Here is a 16,267-nt window from a genome sequence, read left to right as displayed (position 1 = left end):
CGCTTCTGTTCTGGAGCCGTTGGAGGAAGTGAAGGCGGTGATGCTCGCTTCACCGGAACCGTCGGAAGAGCCGACCGTGCAGATCCGCGAACTGATCGAGCAGCACGTTAGTTTCTTCGCTCAGCAAACGGTCTATGTACGTCTGCTGCAGTATGTGATTGCCCAGCGGGAACGATTTCCTGATTTATTCATGGAGCTCGACCAATTTGCCGTTCAGCTGCGGAATGCGCTTCGTCCGTTGATCGTCAAAGGGCAGGAGCTTGGGGAGTTGATGGAACTGGAGCCGGATGACGTCAGTGATACATACCTTGCTTACGTCAACGGTGCGCGCCTGACTTTTACGGAGACAGCGGACGACCGTAAGGCGTGGGATATGTTCACCCGCCATGCCTACCTGCTGTTCGGGCCGAGATCCTTATGAAGAGGGGAGAGGGCATGTCCTTTAAACAGCTGCACCCGAATGTGAAGATCAGGGTATTCACGCAATTCATCACCCAGTTCTCCAACATGATGGTGCTTCCTTTCTTAACGGTATATTTCGCTCAGAAGGTCGGCGAGACGGTGACAGGTCTGATGGTCGCAAGTCTTGTATTCTTCGGAATCGCCGGCGGCATCATCGGCGGCTTCTACTCAGACCGGATCGGGCGCAAGCGATTGATGGTTTGGGCAGAAAGCGGCTCCGCCTTCACCTTTTTTATCATCGCCTGGCTGAATTCCCCGTGGTTGGACGCGCCGTATCTCACCTACAGCTTCTTTATTTTCGGGATGTTCTTCGGCGGGCTGATCGGTCCGGTCTCCCAAGCGATGGTGCTCGATGTGACCTCCAGTGAACACCGGCGCTATGTATTCACACTGTTGTACTGGGTCGGGAACATTTCCTCCGCGGTTGCCGGCGTGATCGGGGCCGTCCTTTTTCAACAGTACTTGTTCCAGCTGTTTCTCGGCATAGCCGGTGTCTCGCTGCTCTCTGCCGTCATCACACAACTCTTCATCACAGAATCCTACATCAAACCTCACCAAGAGCTGCAACCTTCTGTACAAAAAGTCCAACCAACGATATGGAACAATTATAAAGTCGTCTTTCAGGACCGGGTATTCCTGATGCTCCTCTTTGCAGGGATCTGTATATACTCACTCGAGGAACAACTGACGAACTTCCTGGCGATCCACTTCGTCCAAACGATCGAAGCGCAGCCGCTGCTTTCCTTTTCTTCCATAAACATAGAAATCGACGGGTTCCTGATACTTGGAATCCTGCATTCGGAAAACACGTTTCTCGTCGTCTTCGCTGCCGGTTTCCTTACGTGGCTTGTGAAAAAGTGGAGGAACAAAGCGGTACTGTTGGTAGGATTGATATCCTATACGATCGGCTACACCCTGTTTACCGTGGTCGATTCTCCGTGGCTCCTGATCGTACTGATGGCTGTCGTAACGTTCGGGGAGCTGTTATATATCCCCGTCAAACAGAGCATGCTTGCAGATCTGGCCCCGGATGATAAACGAAGCTCGTACTTAGCGGTTTTCCAGTTCACCGGCTACATCGCCATGCTCGTCGCCGCTCTCGGCGTCCTGTTAAGCGGATTCGTGCCTGCCTGGTTGATGGGGATGAAATATCTGGTGCTCGGTGCCGTTGGGCTTGTCCTGTTTCTGCGTGTCGATACGCATCTCACTCGGGCGGAGGAGAAGGAAGAAGCGAAGGCAGGTAATTTATAGCTTATATTGATTGATGAATCAATCAATCAATAGTATATGTGCGTACCGTCCGAATCGTGCACCGAATGTCGGGTACTCCGCATCCCGACCTGTTATTCTAAGTCTATAGGAGGTCATGCCAGTGGATAGGCTCAACGCTATGAACAACGCAATCCAATATATCGAGGAACACCTGACCGGGGAGATCGACATGAAGGAAGTGGCGGCAATAGCACAGTGTTCGGAATACCATTTCCGAAGAATGTTCCCCTTCCTTGCAGGCATCCCACTCTCGGAATATATCCGGCGCAGGCGGCTGACGCTTGCAGCCTTTGAGTTGAGGGAGGGCGGTGCCAAGGTCATCGACGTAGCTCTCCGCTACGGGTACGGCTCCCCCGACGCTTTTGCCAAGGCGTTTCAACACATGCACGGCATCCCACCGTCTGAAGGGAAGCGGGACGGAAAAGCCTTGAAAGCCTATCCGCCGATGTCCTTCCAGTTATCCATCAAAGGAGGAATGGAAATGAACTACCGTATCGAAGAAAAAGAAGCATTCCGTATCATCGGTTTGAAAAAAAGGGTCCCCATTATTTTCGAAGGGGTCAACCCGGAAATCGCAGCCATGTGGGAAGCGTTGGACGAAGCATCGATCCGGGAGCTGAAGCAGCTGTCGAACATCGAACCGTCCGGCATGCTCAGTGCATCGGCGAACTTTTCCGAAGGGAGGATGCAGGAGGAGGGAGAACTCGACCACTATATAGGGGTCGCGACCACCGAAGCTTGTCCCGATGCCTTCGCAAAGCTTGAGGTCGAAGCCTCGACATGGGCGGTGTTCGAAGCCGCCGGTCCTTTTCCGGAAACGCTGCAGGATGTCTGGGGACGGATTTACTCGGAATGGTTCCCGGCATCGAACTATGAACAAAAGGAGGGGCCGGAAATTCTTTGGAATGAGTCGAAGGACGTGAGCGCTCCGACGTTCCGGAGCGAGATCTGGATCCCGGTTTTGAAGAAGTAAAAGAGCTGTTTCGGCAGCTCTTTTTTTCGTGTTTTGGATTTAACCGGGGTGATGATGGGACTCTTGTGTCGATAAGATGGTGGCAAATTTCTCATGCAGCGTTGCAAGAGATGGGTAGTGTACGGTTTGTGCATCGAACTTGTTTCCATATCATGATTTTCCAGTTCAAAAGCGACTGTGGCGTCTGATATCAAAGCCATCATCTCCATTTTATTTACTATGTAAGAGGAAAAGATACTTTGTTTATAGAATTCTGCTTGTTAAGGAGTTATCTTGTACTTGGAATTTGTTGATGGAGCATCTCGGATTTGAAGAAAGGGAAGTGATCAAAGTTAAGAGTTATGTGTAAACCTTCCCTCACTTTCATGCTATTTAAATGACATAATTGTTGAGGAGGTAAACTATATGGAGAAACAATCCATTAAACTGGTTATTGGTGCAGGAGAGCATAACAATAATCCCGGCTGAATTCATACACAGGAGGATGAAGTGAATCTTCTTGATGAATCTACCTGGGAAGCTAACTTTAAACCGGACTCGATAGATGCTGTTTTGGCAGAGCACGTCTGGGAACATCTTACTTTTGAAGAAGGAGTGAGAGCTGCTCAACTGTGCAGGAAGTTTCTGAAAGAAGGAGGGTACGTTCGTTGTGCAGTTCCGGATGGTTATTTCCCTAATGAAGAATATCAAAAAATCGTGCAAGTAGGAGGACCAGGCCCTGCGGATCATCCGGCAGCCACTCATAGGATAGTACATAATTACTCTTCTTTAACGCGTCTGTTTGAGGTGGCTGGATTTGAAGTGAATCTATTAGAATATTGTGATGAAGAAGGTCAGTTTCATGCTAATACGTGGCATGGTGCCGATGGAGTCATCTATCGTTCCAAACAATTTGATTCTAGAAATCAAGGGGATCAGTTAGGTTTTCCATCGTTAATTATGGATGCTGTCAGACCCTCAGAATAAATAAGAGAGGGAGTGATCAATTGGGAAGCTTAATCCTGTCCGGCGGCGGAAGCTATGAACAAAACCTCGACGTATATCAGTTTCTCGTAAATAAGGTGGATGCAGATAAACCCATCCTCTATATCCCTTTGGCTGGTGATGAAGAGCATCGATCCTATCAAAGGAGCTTCGATTATATTAAGAGTACCCTTATGCCATTAGGCGTAAAAGAATTCGTGATGTGGACAGACCTTGCCGATAAGAAACGGGAGGACTTAACCCGTTTTTCTGCGGTTTATTTCAGTGGAGGGAGAAGTGTAACCTTGCTGGAAGTATTAAAGAAGAGTGGATTCGATGAGGTTATAAGACAGTACTATAACGATGGAGGAATTATCTTTGGTCAAAGTGCCGGGGCCATCCTGTTCGGAAGTGATATTTCCTACACGACTAAACAGAGACAAACCAACCAATACAGGCCACTTCAGCTCCTGCATGGAACTAGGTTATGGTGTCATTATGTCAAAGAAGATGATGAATTCATTTACCATCATTTAAACAAAGAAAATATTCCTTTTATCGCACTTGCCGACGGAGGAGCCATACATGTTACGAAAAGAAGGATAGAAGTGATTGCGGAAGACGTTTATGAAATGAGAAACAACAGGGATGGAAGGTGTAAGAATCAGCTGCGACGCGGACAACCTCTGAAAAATTAAATTCGAAAGGGTGCCCCTCATTACTACTATGGAGATGCACGTCTGGAATCCGACGGCCTATAGACATGGGAGATATTTGGAGAAGGTGGAATGGGGGGAGACAAAAGATGGTCTTATCCTTACCTTTGAAAACGAAAAGAGTATGATGCACTTTCATTAGGATTCGTATGACGAGGGAAATTTCGTTCTGTCCTTCCGGATTGCGGGGGAAGTGAAGATGGGTTCTTTTGTTGAACATGCTTCCAAAGCGCGGGCGGGTGATGTTGGAAAAGACGACAGGCCGTGGTACTTGTATAAATGCACGGATTCGGAATATCTTGACTGGTATGATGAACAGCCGGGGCCGGGAAGGGACATCTATTCTATTCAACACCACGTCATAACGACTTCAGAAACGACGTTTGACATACGTTGCACGTATGAACCGCGTATCACCTACATAGAGGAAAAGGATAATCAGGAGAGCCGGCCATCATAAAGAGGAAACAGGCCGAGAGCAGTTGAAAGTTTCTATAGATCGGTTGATAAAAATAGCTGGTTTAAAGGAGGACGAATATTTGCCTAAGTGACCTGTTACTCCTCTTTTTTTCCTCTCAGTTTCCGAATCCGTGGAATAATGAAGGCCCAGGAAATAAACCCGCCTATCGCTAGACCTGTAACGTTCTCCCACCGTATCTCTCCGCCGACAAAGTACCCAAAGAGAACAGCAAATACAGCAAACGTGATAGCGGAAATCATCCCGTTTTTCATTCGCTCTTTCATGAAGCATCTCCCTTTCCGCTTGATATACCAATAGCGTGATGATGAAAGGTGTTTACATGTAAAGTTACTTCAATATAACGAAATACAAGCGCTTATTAAATAAATGGTTGGCGGGGCATGCAATTGGTCACAGGTCATGGCTGCGTTTTTTACAGCGGATGACCTGTGAACATCAATGAATGCCCAAATGAACAAGGGCGTCTTTAACGGAGGCCAGAGTAGGAACATCAGACAAATTTATCCCTAATTTTGTTGCCTCAATCGCCATTTCAGGACGTAAGCCGGTAAGGACCGCCTGTACGCCGAGCAGAGATAAGACGTGGATGATTTTGAACAGGGAATCAATCACCACATCATCTAACCTGTACACCCCGGAGAAATCTATAATGAGGTATTTAAGTGCTTGATCCTTTACTTTTTCAGGGATGATTTCTAAGATCATTCCTGCTTTGTCCTCACATATGTTCCCTGTTAATGGAAGAATAGCAATATTACTCATAATAGGCACGATGGTTGCTGACAGCTCGTTTATTTCCTGAAGCATATCCTCCTGCTTTTTTTCGCTTTCTTTCCGGATGGTGATATCACGGATATAGGATTGAATGGCTTTATTATTTTCCCCAAGCATAACGGGATGGCAATATAATTCAACGGTCACCGTTGTTTTGTCCATTCGATAGATGGTCTCTTCAATGACAGCAGCTGGAGAATCGTAAGCCGATTGAATCCTCCGCTTGATTGCACCCTTGGACGACTCTTTAAATATATCTAACGGGCTTATCCCGATCACACTTTCTTTATCCGTCCGGAAGAATTCCTCGGCCGCCTTGTTTATATACAGGATTTTGTAGTCTGTATGAAGAATGATCGGGTCCAGAGAATACTCCATTACTTCCTGGTAATTTATGTCTTCTATACCTTTCAACATTTTCCCACCTCTATATCAGTAAAATATATGAATATATTTTCTAGCATAGCACACTGCAGGATACTAGATTTAGTGAAAGGTCCAACAAGCGCAATATATATCCAATCTATGGAAAATCCACTGTGTTTCCTATATATTGGAGGAGATACCTTTTGCCCTTTCATCAATGGAAAGAGTATAGGGAAATAGTAAGTATGACACCTGCATATGTGCTTCTTTTCACCGCATCAGCATCAATAGTTCGCACTTAAGTAAAGGAGGAATGCCGTTAATGGATGGTAATTTTAGAAAAGTCCGAGGTACCCATCTCTATGTGGAGAGGTATGGTTCCGATGATAAGGTTCCGGTTCTTTATTTGCACGGCGGTCCTGGAGAAAGCTGTTTCGATTTTACGTACCATCAGAAGGCAAGGCTGTCCGATGATCTGCACATAATTGCCCTTGATCAGCGTGGGGTCTGTCGATCTGAAAAAATCGGGGAGGATGACCTCTTTGGTTTAACCGATATCATCGAGGATTGTGAAGCGTTGCGGTCGTCCTTTTACATAGAAAAATGGTCAGTCATCGGTCACTCGTTTGGAGGCTATTTGGCGCTTATGTATGCCCATCTATATCCGGATTCTATTGATAAACTGATATTTGAATGCCCGACCTTTGATTTTGCGCGTACATCACGATCTCTGCTTCGGAAAACAGCAGCTATTGCCCGGACTATCGGCGAGGAAAGCTTGGCACAAAGGTGTGTTTCTTTTTCTAAGAATGACAATTTGTCTCCAAGAGAACTGACAGAAGGGTATATGAAACTAAGCGATGAACTTGGAGAAGACAGGGTGAAAATCTATCAATTTTCGTTCGATCATCCGACGGATTATGGTTCAGCTTATTCAGAGGAAGAGTGGGAAGAATTCTATGATAAGTCAGAAATTCACTATGATCGTCTTCTATCTGAAGGGGGAATTTTTCAAAGTCAGTTGCAGCATCTAAAATATGTGGAAAAGCCGATGCTGTTGATGACAGCCGAGCATGACGCGGCTGTCTGTGAGGAGCAGGTGGAGGCATTCAAAGAGACGGACGGAGATATTTATCATTTTGAAGAATGCGGACACACTCCACATCAGGAAAAGCCGGATTTATTCAGTGAGGTGGTGAAGGGATTTCTTATCCGTTAGAGAAATGTAGCATAGTTTATTTGCTTAGGAAGGTGGGACGTCTTATTTGATTTAATACCTATCTTCCATGTGTTTACATTGTTTTTCCTGTCCGAAAAGCTTTGGGAAAAGGAAGATATTGGAGAGGGTCTTTTCAAAAGTGATAGAAGAACCATAAAGGAGGAATGAACGTGTATAAACATATCATTTGGGACTTTGACGGCACACTGTTCGATACGTATCCGTGGATGGCGCGGGCGTTCAAGGAAACGCTGGAAAGCCGGGGAATTGACGAGCCGGCAGAAACCATTGAAGGGCATATGCGGGTGTCGGCATCCACTGCCTACAAGCATTATGAACAGAAATATGGAATAGATGAAGATTTTCTGGCCGCTTATAACAAGAAGAGAAGCGAAGCCGAGATGGAACACTCTAAGCCGTATGAAGAGATCGAAGCCGTCTGTACCTACATAGCTGCATCAGGCAGAAAGAATTACCTGTTTACCCATAAGGGAATCACGGCCGTCGAATTACTACAAAAGGCCGGGATAGCCGACTGCTTTACGGAATGCATCACTGCGGAACGAGGATTTGCGAGAAAGCCGAGCCCTGACGCGATCCATCATTTGATAGAGAAACATAGGATGAAGCCGGAACAGACGATCATGATCGGTGACAGGGACCTGGATCTTCTCTCGGGTAAACATGCGGGAATCAGCGCCTGCTACTTTTCGGAGAAGAAGGAAGAAAGCGACCATGCGGACTACACGCTCCATGACTTTAAAGAGCTGTATTCCATTCTTTAAATTTCTTTTGTGAACCGATAAAGAGACCACCATACAAAAAGGACACAAATGCTCCTTTGTGTCCTTTTCCAGATTATTCAAGATTGGCATGCTTTCCATACATCTTATCGGAATCCAGTCCTTTTTTCTCCATAAAGCGAAGGATCAAGGCGTCATAGAACAGCAGCATCGTCTGCTCGAACAGCGTTCCCATCGGTTGGATAGAGCTGAGACTGCCGGCAGATTGGTCTTTCGTCATGCCTGGCAAGGGAATGACAATGTCGGCCATTTGTCCAATCGTCGATTCCGGAGAGATCGTGACCGCAGCCACTTTTCCCCCAGAATGTTTAGCTTTTTCTGCAATAGCGACAAGGGTTTTCGTTTCTCCAGATCCGGATCCGATGATCAACAAATCACCAGGTTCGAGATTGGCTGTTACCGTTTCTCCCACGACATAGGCATCGATTCCCATATGCATCATCCGCATGGCGAAGGATTTTCCCATGAAGCCGGATCGGCCTGCGCCTGTAACGAATACTTTCTTGGAAGCTGTAATTTGGTTCACAAGCTCCTCTGCTTTTGACTCAGGGATCTGATGGACCGTCTGAGACAGTTCTTCCATGATCTCCGCTAAGTAACCAGCCGTTTTCATTTCCTTCACCCTTGTTTCAGTAATGTCTGCATCTCGCGTGCGGTCGCCTGCTTGTCCTCTTTGCTTGTGATGCCGCCGCCGACGATGACGAGATCAGGGTTCTGCTTCACGACTTCCGGAAGTGTTTCCAGTTTTATTCCACCAGCAATGGCCGTTTTGGCATTTTTTACTACGCTTTTGATCGTGTGCAGGTCTTGGAAGGAGTCTTTTCCTTCTGCTTGCAGATCGTAGCCTGTGTGTACGCAGATATAATCGGCTCCAAGCTGATCCAACTCTTCCGCGCGAGCAGCGATATCTTTTACGGCAATCATATCGACAAGGATTTCTTTTCCTTGGTTTTTCGCTTCGGCCACCGCGCCTTTGATAGACTCGTCTTCCGCTGTTCCTAGAATGGTAATGATGTCTGCGCCCGCAGCCGATGCCTGGCTTACTTCATAGCCGGCAGCGTCCATGATTTTCAAGTCGGCCAGAACCGTCAAGTTCGGGAAGGCGGCTTTCATTTCTTTTACTGCTTTCAGTCCTTCGTTGATCACGACAGGGGTGCCGATTTCGACAACGTCGATGTATGCTTCCACCTCTTTGACTACTTCAATCGCTTCTGGAATATTGACGAGATCTAATGCTAATTGTAATTTCATGTATATTCTCTCCTTCTCTATGGTTCGAGTATCGTGTGCCGGATAAAGTGGAATGCTTTTATCGCGGGCATGTTCCATAGTATACTAAGGCCGTTCCAGAATAAAAAGTACGCACATTAATCGCATATAGTGATAAAAAGTATACTATTGGATGATAGAAGGGGTGGCGAGAGGGATGCCGAACTTAGGAGAGAAATCGTTTAACTGTGAAAAGGAATTGACCCTGTCTGTAATTGGGGGGAAATGGAAGATGCTGATCTTATGGCATTTAGGTAAGGAAGGCACGAAACGCTTCGGAGAATTGAAGGCGCTCATGCCTGGAATCACGCAGCGGATGCTCGTCACACAACTGAGGGAGCTCGAGGCCCATTTGATCGTGCACCGGGAAGTCTACCCGGTCGTTCCCCCGAAAGTCGAGTACTCGCTGACGGAACATGGGGAAAGTCTCATGCCTATTTTGGATGCCATGTATGAATGGGGGAAGGATTACGTCGAGAACGTGTTGGAAAAGGAAGACTCATCCGCCATCTGACAGGACGTGTTTACGAGCGGATGCTAATCCTGTTTCCTGCCTTTTCTCCTCAAGAAAAAGACATCCAGATAAGTCACAAGTGTTATCGGAATAAGGAGCGCCGGCTTTTCTGCCGACTCGAAATCAAAAATCTGATCGAGCAGCAGCATCACCAGGTAAAGGTAGACAGGAATGCCGATGATCTTCAGCAGGACGACCGCAACTTTCATATATATCCCTCCATAAAGGTGTGTTCCTTTACGAGGGATGCTGTAAACGAAAAACGTGCCGGAGCAAGCAAGACTCCGGCACGTTTTTTGTATATTATTCTTGATTTAAGCGGGTATGGTTTTGACCACACTTCGTACATTGCGTCCACAGCGTCGTGACGATTTTCTCGGAAAATTCGTTAGGTACGACCTTGATGACTTTTTGTTCGTCATGGTGGCAATGGGTGCAGTGGTTCTTGATCAAGCTACCGACTTCGTATGTTTGCATAGGTTTGCCTCCTCTCTAAGATTCGTGAGGCAACAGCAGGAGCAATCAGTTTAATATATTTGTAGAAAAGTTTCAAGTCTTGTACGCGCTTTCCATAAAGGGATGTAAAAATATATAAATATAGCATAAAATGTAAGAAAAAGGGGAGGCGTTTAGATGGGGTTGGAAAGCAGGGAATTAAACAGGATCATCACGAACATAAGCAGCGATATCGATTTTTCCGGTGTCGTCCATGTGAAACAGGGAGAGGAAGTATTGGTGCACCGGGCCTTCGGCTGTGCGGACAGGTCGGAGGAACGGCGGAATGATATTCACACCCGCTTCGGAATCGCATCGGGGTGCAAGTTGTTCACCGCCATCGGCATCTGCATGTTGGTCGAGCAGGGAAAGATAGACTTCCACACGCCGCTGGCTGACTGTCTGGTTATAGCTTTTCCTCACGTGGACCCGCAGGTTACGATCCATCAGCTGTTGACCCACACGTCAGGCATGCCGGACTACTTCGACGAAGAGAAGATGAGCGATTACGAAGAACTGTGGAAGGACTATCCGGTGTACCGGATCGAATCGCTTCATGATTTCCTGCCGCTTTTTCAGGAGGAACAGATGAAATTCCCGCCCGGCGAACGGTTCCGTTACAATAATGCGGGCTATATCGTCCTTGGTCTTATCCTGGAGCAGCAAACAGGGCGCACCTTCACGGAATACATTGAAACAGAAATTTTCAAGCCTTGCGGTATGATGAATTCGGGCTACTTCTCGATGGACAGACTCCCCCGGAATACGGCTCTCGGGTACATCGATGAGGAGGAAGCAGGGACGTGGCGGACCAATATTTACGCCCTCCCGAAACAGGGCGGATCGGACGGAGGTGCCTACACGACGGCCGCTGATATGATCAAGCTGTGGGAGGCACTGTTCCGTTATGAGCTGCTGGAGGAAGAGACGACGAACAAACTTCTTCATCCTCATCGAGCGGTGAACGAAGAGATTCATTACGGCTACGGAATCTGGATGAATAAGAAAGACGGAGATATCTACAAGTATCACGTGATGGGGTACGACCCGGGCGTCAGCTTCCGCGCGTCTGTCTATCCGGGGCTTGATGTCAAAGTGGTGGTGCCGTCCAATAAGGAGTCCGGCCCTTTGGAGATGACGAAGGGGTTGGAGGAAATACTATTCGCTGAGGAGATACGAAAATGACTACAGGAAACGTAACGATTGTGGAATGCAACGAAGAAAACTGGTATGCGTGCTGTACCTTGGAAGTGGCGGAGGAGCAGCGTGAGTTCATGGAGCCGAACGCCGTATCGATTGCCCAATCCAAATTCGAACCGACGCTGAAGCCTTATGCTGTTTGTTTGGAAGAGGAGGTCGTCGGTTTCCTCATGTATAATTCGGTGCTGGAGGAATTGGACGGTTACTGGGTGTACCGTATCATGGTCGATAAAAAGTTCCAGGGGCGGGGAATCGGCAGGGCGGCAACGAGCTTGATGATTACCGAAATGGAGAAGTTACTGGGGGCCGGGAAGATCGTTGTCGGCTACCATCCGAAGAATACCGGAGCTCACAAGCTTTACGAGAGTCTGGGTTTTATCGACAACGGAGATCGGTTCGGGAAAGAAATGGCCGTCATCCGGAAGAAGCATTCGTAGGGAAAAGGGCGAACCGTCGCCCTTTTTTCTATTTCTGCTTGAACCTTTTTTATCAGGAATAAAGAATCCTTTTGCTTGAAAAAAAAGTAACTTTATTAGTTCATCCTAATCTAAATGCATAATTAATAGAAAAATCCTCCATGACTCGTTTACATAAAAGTAAAATAATTGTAATCTAAACATAATATTTCAGCGCTGGGTATTACTACATACGTCAGGAGAGGTTAGATGAAGAAAAGGTTACTAACGGTACTGTTTAGCAGTGCTTTTATAGTTGGAATGGGGTCAAGTGCCGTTTATGCAGAAGAAGCGGACATTACGAATGAGAACGGCATTGAGTTTACAGAAGAAAATATTCAGAGCCTACAATCATTAGGCTTCTCAAAAGATGAGATAGTAACGATGGACCAGGAAGAATGGGAGCTTAACAAAGGTCTTTCAGGAGAAGTTGTAAGCGAAGATACGAATTATTATAGAGTTACTGAAGATTTGCCGGAGGGTTATGAAGAAGAGAAAGACTATGTCGGTGATGCTGCAAAAGCTGAAAGCAAAAGCAGTATAGCAGCAACAAAAGAATCCCAGGAGGATGATTTCAAGTCTACGACAGAAGAGATAACAAAAGAGGAGTATGAAGAAGGAGTCGCTAAGGAGAAGCTGAATGATGGTTTCACTACAATGCTGCGCCGACTACTAGTACATCCTACAAAACTATGACGACGGTCATCATTTACTTGGGTGGCGGGAAGTATCGGGTAAAAACCGATTTGGATTGGTCCATTATGCCTTCCAACAGAAAAGTAGATGTGTTGTCCACTGCTGTAAAGGATAGTGACTGGTACACAGATGGTGGAGAATATGGTAGACAAACATGGACAATCGACGATCCTTTTACTGGAAAAGAGACCGATCATGCCAATTATACATCCGCAAGCAATAAGTGGGAAAGACAATCAAATGCTTACGGAGTCGCGATGAACTTGAAAAACGACGAATATACAGGAAGGTACAACCGAAGAGTCGAGAGGCTGGATCTGTATATGTACTATACTGTAACTCCGAGAAATTCACCGAGTAGAATTGATGCATTTGGAGATTATGCGCACCAGGAAACGAGCATTAGCGTAACGCCTTCTATTTCTTGGTCAGGTGTAAGTCTATCCGTTTCCCCAAGCTCCAAGTTTACGTATCAATCGAACACACAAGCTTCTCTTTCTTTCTAGGTTAAACTTGGAAGCAGTGAATTCTCATTCCTGCTTCCTTTTTTCTGGTCAAAAAGATGGTCGTCTATCTTTTTTGTGTATGATAAACTGATTTTCGAAAAAATGTACATAGTTTTAGGAAATAGAAAGGAGTGTTTCTTTTGAACGTTCCTATCAAGATCATGTTAGCTGGAATCGCTATTCTGTTAGTCGGCGTCTTGTTCCAAAACGAGCCCGGGCTTCGCTACGGTTTGTGGATCGGTGGGTTTGGTTTGGTTGTAACCATTATAGGTTTACTTACGCCGGAAGATCGGAAGTAGGACAACACCTTAATAAAGATGACTTTTACTGAATTCTCACATGGGACTTAAGAAAAACTTCGCAAAAAGACACCCAAATGAAAAGGGATAATTACCTTGAAGGGCGGAGGTAAATGGGCATACTCCTACGGGCTCACCGGCCGCCCCGTGGAAAGCGTCCCATTTACCGGAGTCCGCTCTCCACATAAGCATTTTTTATTTTTAGCCTCTATTCTCAGAGGCTATTTTTTATAGGAGATAGAGAAGGAATCCCTGCTCTCTTCCAGAATAGATAAAGAGAAAAGAACTTCATCTGCAGAGGGGCTATGGGAATGAAATCTGAAAAAGAAAAGATGATCGCCGGTGAGTTTTATGATCCGGCCGATAGAGAATTACTCGAAGGCAGGCGCCGGTCGAGACGGCTGGTCCGCAGGCTGAATGATATAGAAGAAGAGGACGAAGCGGCACGTGCCGAAGTGTTGAAGGAGCTTTTCGGTTCGACAGGAGAGCAGCTTTACGTGGAATCGGCCTTCCGCTGTGATTACGGCTATAACATTCATGTCGGGGAAGACTTTTATGCCAATTTCGACTGCACGATACTGGACGGCGGGAAAGTGACGATCGGCGACCAGTGCATGCTTGCGCCCGGCGTTCACATTTATACCAATACCCACCCGACCGATGCCGGGGAGCGGACGTCCGGAATTGAATTCACGAAGCCGGTGACGATCGGGAACCGCGTCTGGATCGGAGGGCGGGCAGTCATCAATCCGGGCGTTACCATCGGTGATGATGCCGTGATCGCCTCTGGTGCGGTCGTTGTAAAAGATGTACCGGGCAATGTCGTGGTCGGAGGAAATCCGGCCCGTATCATCAAAAAATTGGATTAGAAGGAAGGCGGCGAACGTGTCGCCTTTTTTGTATTCTGGAAATGATTTGAAACGAAGAGGGAGAGAGAACGTACACAAGTAAGAGAGGTGGAAATGATGAAAGGATTGGAAGTATTGTTATTAATTCTGTCAGCCGCTGGAGTGTGTATCTACCTTTTTTATGAGGCGGACTTTCTTATTTACACAGCCTTAGTCTGCGGAATCGTCTATTCCATCCTTCGTTGGAAACGGACGCACAAGCAGAGGAAAGGGGAGGTCTTAGCGAGTCCGGATGTCAGGCACCATAGCTCTTTTCATTCTTATGATAGAGAGTTTTTCGATGACGACATTTCGAGTGGAGATGGGGACGACACTTAAGGTGCAGGGAGCCTAAAAGGGGGAGTGGGATGGAACAGAGGTCGATGGTTCATCTGAAAAAATTAGCCGAAGAGATTGGGTGCCGCCCGGTCGGAAGTGAAGCCAACCACGAAGCGGCGCAGTATATAGAGGAATGCTTTGCCGGCTGTGGTATGGAGGTAGAGGTGCAGACGTTTGAAGTGCCGGACTGGCAGCTCACGGATGCTTACATAGAGGTAGACGGGAGGAGATTGGAAGCAACGGGGAATAACTTTTCCGAGTCGTGTGCCGTTACCGGGGAGATCGTTCCTTTCTGCACGATGGATGAACTGGACGCATCTCCGGAACTCCACGGGAAAATCGCTTTTCTCTATGGGGAGCTTTCCAAGGAAAACTACGTTCCAAAGGGCTTCTCCATCTATAACCCGGAACATCACCGCCGGACGATTCAATTACTTGAGGATAAAGAGCCTTCTGCCATCCTCTTCGTAAGTATGGAGAAAGGGCAGCGTGTTCCGATTGTCAACGATTGGGACTTCCGGATTCCGTCTCTCACGGTAACGCCGGAGACGGCTCTTTCCGTCAAGGGTACCGCAACGGTCGTGATCCAGTCGGAGAGAAGACAGGGGAAAACGTGCAATGTGATAGGTCGCAGGCAAGGAGCAGGTCGGGAGAAAATCATTCTTGCCGCCCACTATGACACCGTATTCGATACAGCCGGCGCCTTCGATAATGGGTCGGGTGTCGCCCTCCTCCTCGCGCTTGTCGAGGAAATCGCCAAGCGGACGGACTGGCGTACAGGATTTGAGTGCATCGCCTTCAGCTCGGAAGAATACCTCGGCCTCGGAGACGAGCACTACGTGAAGGAACACGAAGCAGGTTTGAAGGATGCAATTGTCGCCATGAATTTTGACGGTATCGGTCAGTCCCTCGGCACGAATACGATGACGCTTATGGCCGGGTCAGAGGCATTGGAGAAAGCGTTGAAGCGTCGGAAGCACGCCCACCCTGCGGTGCAATGGCGAACCCCGTGGTATGAAAGCAATCATTACACCTTTTTCGCGCGCGGCGTCCCGAGTATCCCGTTCAGCTGCACCGGGGTTTCCGACCTGCTCCACTCGAAGGAGGACACAATCAGTTGGATCAGTCAGGAGAAGCTGCAGGAAGTCCAGTCGCTTGCTTTAGAGATCATCGAAGACCTGCAGGACAGGCAGGTGGAATGGGCGAAGAAGCAGGATTCATGAAGGAAGGGAGAGGAATGTATGGTTTATATCGTGGCAGTTTTCTCGCTTGCCTTTGTGTCGCTGCTTATTTTCGTTGCCTATAAATTGTTTATAAAGAAAGAAACCATCCACAATTATTATACGCCGTTCGATCATATTACCGGCCAGGTCGTCTATGAGTTCCAGGAAGAAAATTTGGAAGACGAAGAGGTGGAGGAAAGCGAGCAGGGGGATGGGAAGAGACCGGAGAGGAAGCTTTGATGAACAGCTTGGAGAGACGCAGACTGCTTTATTCTTACTTTGTAAACGAGACATATATATAAACAGTTTATGTTAACACTGATTCACACTACTTAAATTGCAACGTTTAGCAGAT

The 16,267-nt window shown here is 47.1% G+C and carries 23 protein-coding genes and 1 pseudogene; 18 read left to right on the top strand and 6 right to left on the bottom strand.

All coding sequences use genetic code 11. The annotated features are described in order from the left end of the window. The 6 genes and pseudogenes from D479_RS20605 to D479_RS02850 all read left to right on the top strand — a co-directional run. Positions 1-421 (top strand): hypothetical protein (locus tag D479_RS20605; RefSeq protein ID WP_008633427.1); only part of this gene is annotated, 421 nt, incomplete at its 5' end. Between the two features lie 14 nt (positions 422-435). Then, complete coding sequence (locus D479_RS02870; protein ID WP_008633425.1) at positions 436-1,713, top strand: MFS transporter; 1,278 nt, start codon at positions 436-438, stop codon at positions 1,711-1,713. Positions 1,714-1,834: 121 nt separating this feature from the next. Then, positions 1,835-2,707 (top strand): AraC family transcriptional regulator, encoded by an 873-nt coding sequence (locus tag D479_RS02865; RefSeq protein WP_008633420.1) that lies wholly within the window; start codon positions 1,835-1,837, stop codon positions 2,705-2,707. A gap of 405 nt (positions 2,708-3,112) precedes the next feature. Beyond that, positions 3,113-3,673: pseudogene (locus D479_RS02860) on the top strand (methyltransferase domain-containing protein). A gap of 20 nt (positions 3,674-3,693) precedes the next feature. After that, entirely contained in the window at positions 3,694-4,368 is a 675-nt protein-coding gene (locus D479_RS19785) for a Type 1 glutamine amidotransferase-like domain-containing protein (RefSeq protein ID WP_008633413.1), read from the top strand. 217 nt (positions 4,369-4,585) lie between these two features. Further along, positions 4,586-4,846, top strand: a complete 261-nt coding sequence (locus D479_RS02850; protein WP_008633412.1) for a hypothetical protein — start codon at positions 4,586-4,588, stop codon at positions 4,844-4,846. A 95-nt stretch (positions 4,847-4,941) separates the two neighbouring features. On the opposite strand, the gene D479_RS02845 is transcribed toward D479_RS02850, so the two are convergent. Then, positions 4,942-5,130 (bottom strand): hypothetical protein, encoded by a 189-nt coding sequence (locus D479_RS02845; protein ID WP_008633411.1) that lies wholly within the window; start codon positions 5,128-5,130, stop codon positions 4,942-4,944. A gap of 172 nt (positions 5,131-5,302) precedes the next feature. Then, the gene (locus tag D479_RS02840) at positions 5,303-6,058 is read right to left on the bottom strand and encodes a PAS domain S-box protein (protein WP_008633410.1); all 756 of its coding nucleotides are present in this window, start codon (positions 6,056-6,058) and stop codon (positions 5,303-5,305) included. A gap of 271 nt (positions 6,059-6,329) precedes the next feature. Here D479_RS02840 and D479_RS02835 point away from each other — a divergent pair, with 271 nt between their 5' ends. Then, complete coding sequence (locus D479_RS02835) at positions 6,330-7,226, top strand: alpha/beta hydrolase (protein ID WP_008633409.1); 897 nt, start codon at positions 6,330-6,332, stop codon at positions 7,224-7,226. A gap of 170 nt (positions 7,227-7,396) precedes the next feature. Beyond that, the gene (locus D479_RS02830) at positions 7,397-8,011 is read left to right on the top strand and encodes an HAD-IA family hydrolase (RefSeq protein WP_008633408.1); all 615 of its coding nucleotides are present in this window, start codon (positions 7,397-7,399) and stop codon (positions 8,009-8,011) included. A 73-nt stretch (positions 8,012-8,084) separates the two neighbouring features. Here D479_RS02830 and hxlB read toward each other — a convergent pair whose 3' ends face one another. Together hxlB and hxlA are read right to left on the bottom strand one after the other, a co-directional pair. Continuing rightward, positions 8,085-8,642, bottom strand: a complete 558-nt coding sequence (gene hxlB / locus D479_RS02825) for a 6-phospho-3-hexuloisomerase (RefSeq protein WP_008633407.1) — start codon at positions 8,640-8,642, stop codon at positions 8,085-8,087. 5 nt (positions 8,643-8,647) lie between these two features. Then, entirely contained in the window at positions 8,648-9,280 is a 633-nt protein-coding gene (gene hxlA / locus D479_RS02820) for a 3-hexulose-6-phosphate synthase (RefSeq protein ID WP_008633406.1), read from the bottom strand. A 175-nt stretch (positions 9,281-9,455) separates the two neighbouring features. On the opposite strand from hxlA, the gene D479_RS02815 reads away from it, so the two are divergent. Next, complete coding sequence (locus D479_RS02815) at positions 9,456-9,812, top strand: winged helix-turn-helix transcriptional regulator (RefSeq protein WP_008633405.1); 357 nt, start codon at positions 9,456-9,458, stop codon at positions 9,810-9,812. A 23-nt stretch (positions 9,813-9,835) separates the two neighbouring features. On the opposite strand, the gene D479_RS02810 is transcribed toward D479_RS02815, so the two are convergent. Continuing rightward, a complete protein-coding gene (locus tag D479_RS02810; RefSeq protein WP_008633404.1) occupies positions 9,836-10,021 on the bottom strand; it encodes a hypothetical protein in 186 nt (61 codons plus the stop codon). A 94-nt stretch (positions 10,022-10,115) separates the two neighbouring features. Then, positions 10,116-10,289, bottom strand: coding sequence for a hypothetical protein (locus D479_RS20600; protein WP_161484916.1), 174 nt, complete (start codon positions 10,287-10,289; stop codon positions 10,116-10,118). Positions 10,290-10,445: 156 nt separating this feature from the next. On the opposite strand from D479_RS20600, the gene D479_RS02805 reads away from it, so the two are divergent. The 9 genes from D479_RS02805 (at position 10,446) to D479_RS02775 (ending at position 16,152) form a co-directional block, all read left to right on the top strand. Then, on the top strand, positions 10,446-11,492 hold the full coding sequence (locus tag D479_RS02805; protein WP_008633403.1) for a serine hydrolase: 1,047 nt from the start codon (positions 10,446-10,448) through the stop codon (positions 11,490-11,492). After that, the gene (locus tag D479_RS02800) at positions 11,489-11,944 is read left to right on the top strand and encodes a GNAT family N-acetyltransferase (protein WP_008633401.1); all 456 of its coding nucleotides are present in this window, start codon (positions 11,489-11,491) and stop codon (positions 11,942-11,944) included. The genes D479_RS02805 and D479_RS02800 overlap by 4 nt, the downstream gene beginning before the upstream one ends. 228 nt (positions 11,945-12,172) lie before the next feature. Then, on the top strand, positions 12,173-12,658 hold the full coding sequence (locus tag D479_RS02795; protein ID WP_008633398.1) for a hypothetical protein: 486 nt from the start codon (positions 12,173-12,175) through the stop codon (positions 12,656-12,658). A gap of 65 nt (positions 12,659-12,723) precedes the next feature. Continuing rightward, complete coding sequence (locus D479_RS20420; RefSeq protein ID WP_152413304.1) at positions 12,724-13,164, top strand: hypothetical protein; 441 nt, start codon at positions 12,724-12,726, stop codon at positions 13,162-13,164. Positions 13,165-13,304: 140 nt separating this feature from the next. Then, positions 13,305-13,463, top strand: a complete 159-nt coding sequence (locus D479_RS20595) for a DUF2964 family protein (RefSeq protein WP_161484915.1) — start codon at positions 13,305-13,307, stop codon at positions 13,461-13,463. Between the two features lie 311 nt (positions 13,464-13,774). Beyond that, positions 13,775-14,332, top strand: a complete 558-nt coding sequence (locus D479_RS02790) for a maltose acetyltransferase domain-containing protein (protein WP_008633397.1) — start codon at positions 13,775-13,777, stop codon at positions 14,330-14,332. Between the two features lie 93 nt (positions 14,333-14,425). Continuing rightward, positions 14,426-14,689, top strand: a complete 264-nt coding sequence (locus D479_RS02785) for a hypothetical protein (RefSeq protein ID WP_039870577.1) — start codon at positions 14,426-14,428, stop codon at positions 14,687-14,689. 29 nt (positions 14,690-14,718) lie between these two features. Then, positions 14,719-15,912 carry a M28 family peptidase gene (locus tag D479_RS02780; RefSeq protein WP_008633394.1) on the top strand — a complete coding sequence of 398 codons (1,194 nt, stop codon included), beginning with the start codon at positions 14,719-14,721 and terminating at the stop codon, positions 15,910-15,912. Positions 15,913-15,930: 18 nt separating this feature from the next. After that, positions 15,931-16,152, top strand: a complete 222-nt coding sequence (locus tag D479_RS02775; RefSeq protein WP_008633392.1) for a DUF3951 domain-containing protein — start codon at positions 15,931-15,933, stop codon at positions 16,150-16,152. Positions 16,153-16,267 lie beyond the last annotated feature (115 nt).

This window comes from Halobacillus sp. BAB-2008, from assembly GCF_000328325.1.
Classification (GTDB): Bacteria; Bacillota; Bacilli; order Bacillales; family Halobacillaceae; genus Halobacillus.
This window is presented reverse-complemented; position numbering and strand designations above follow the sequence as displayed.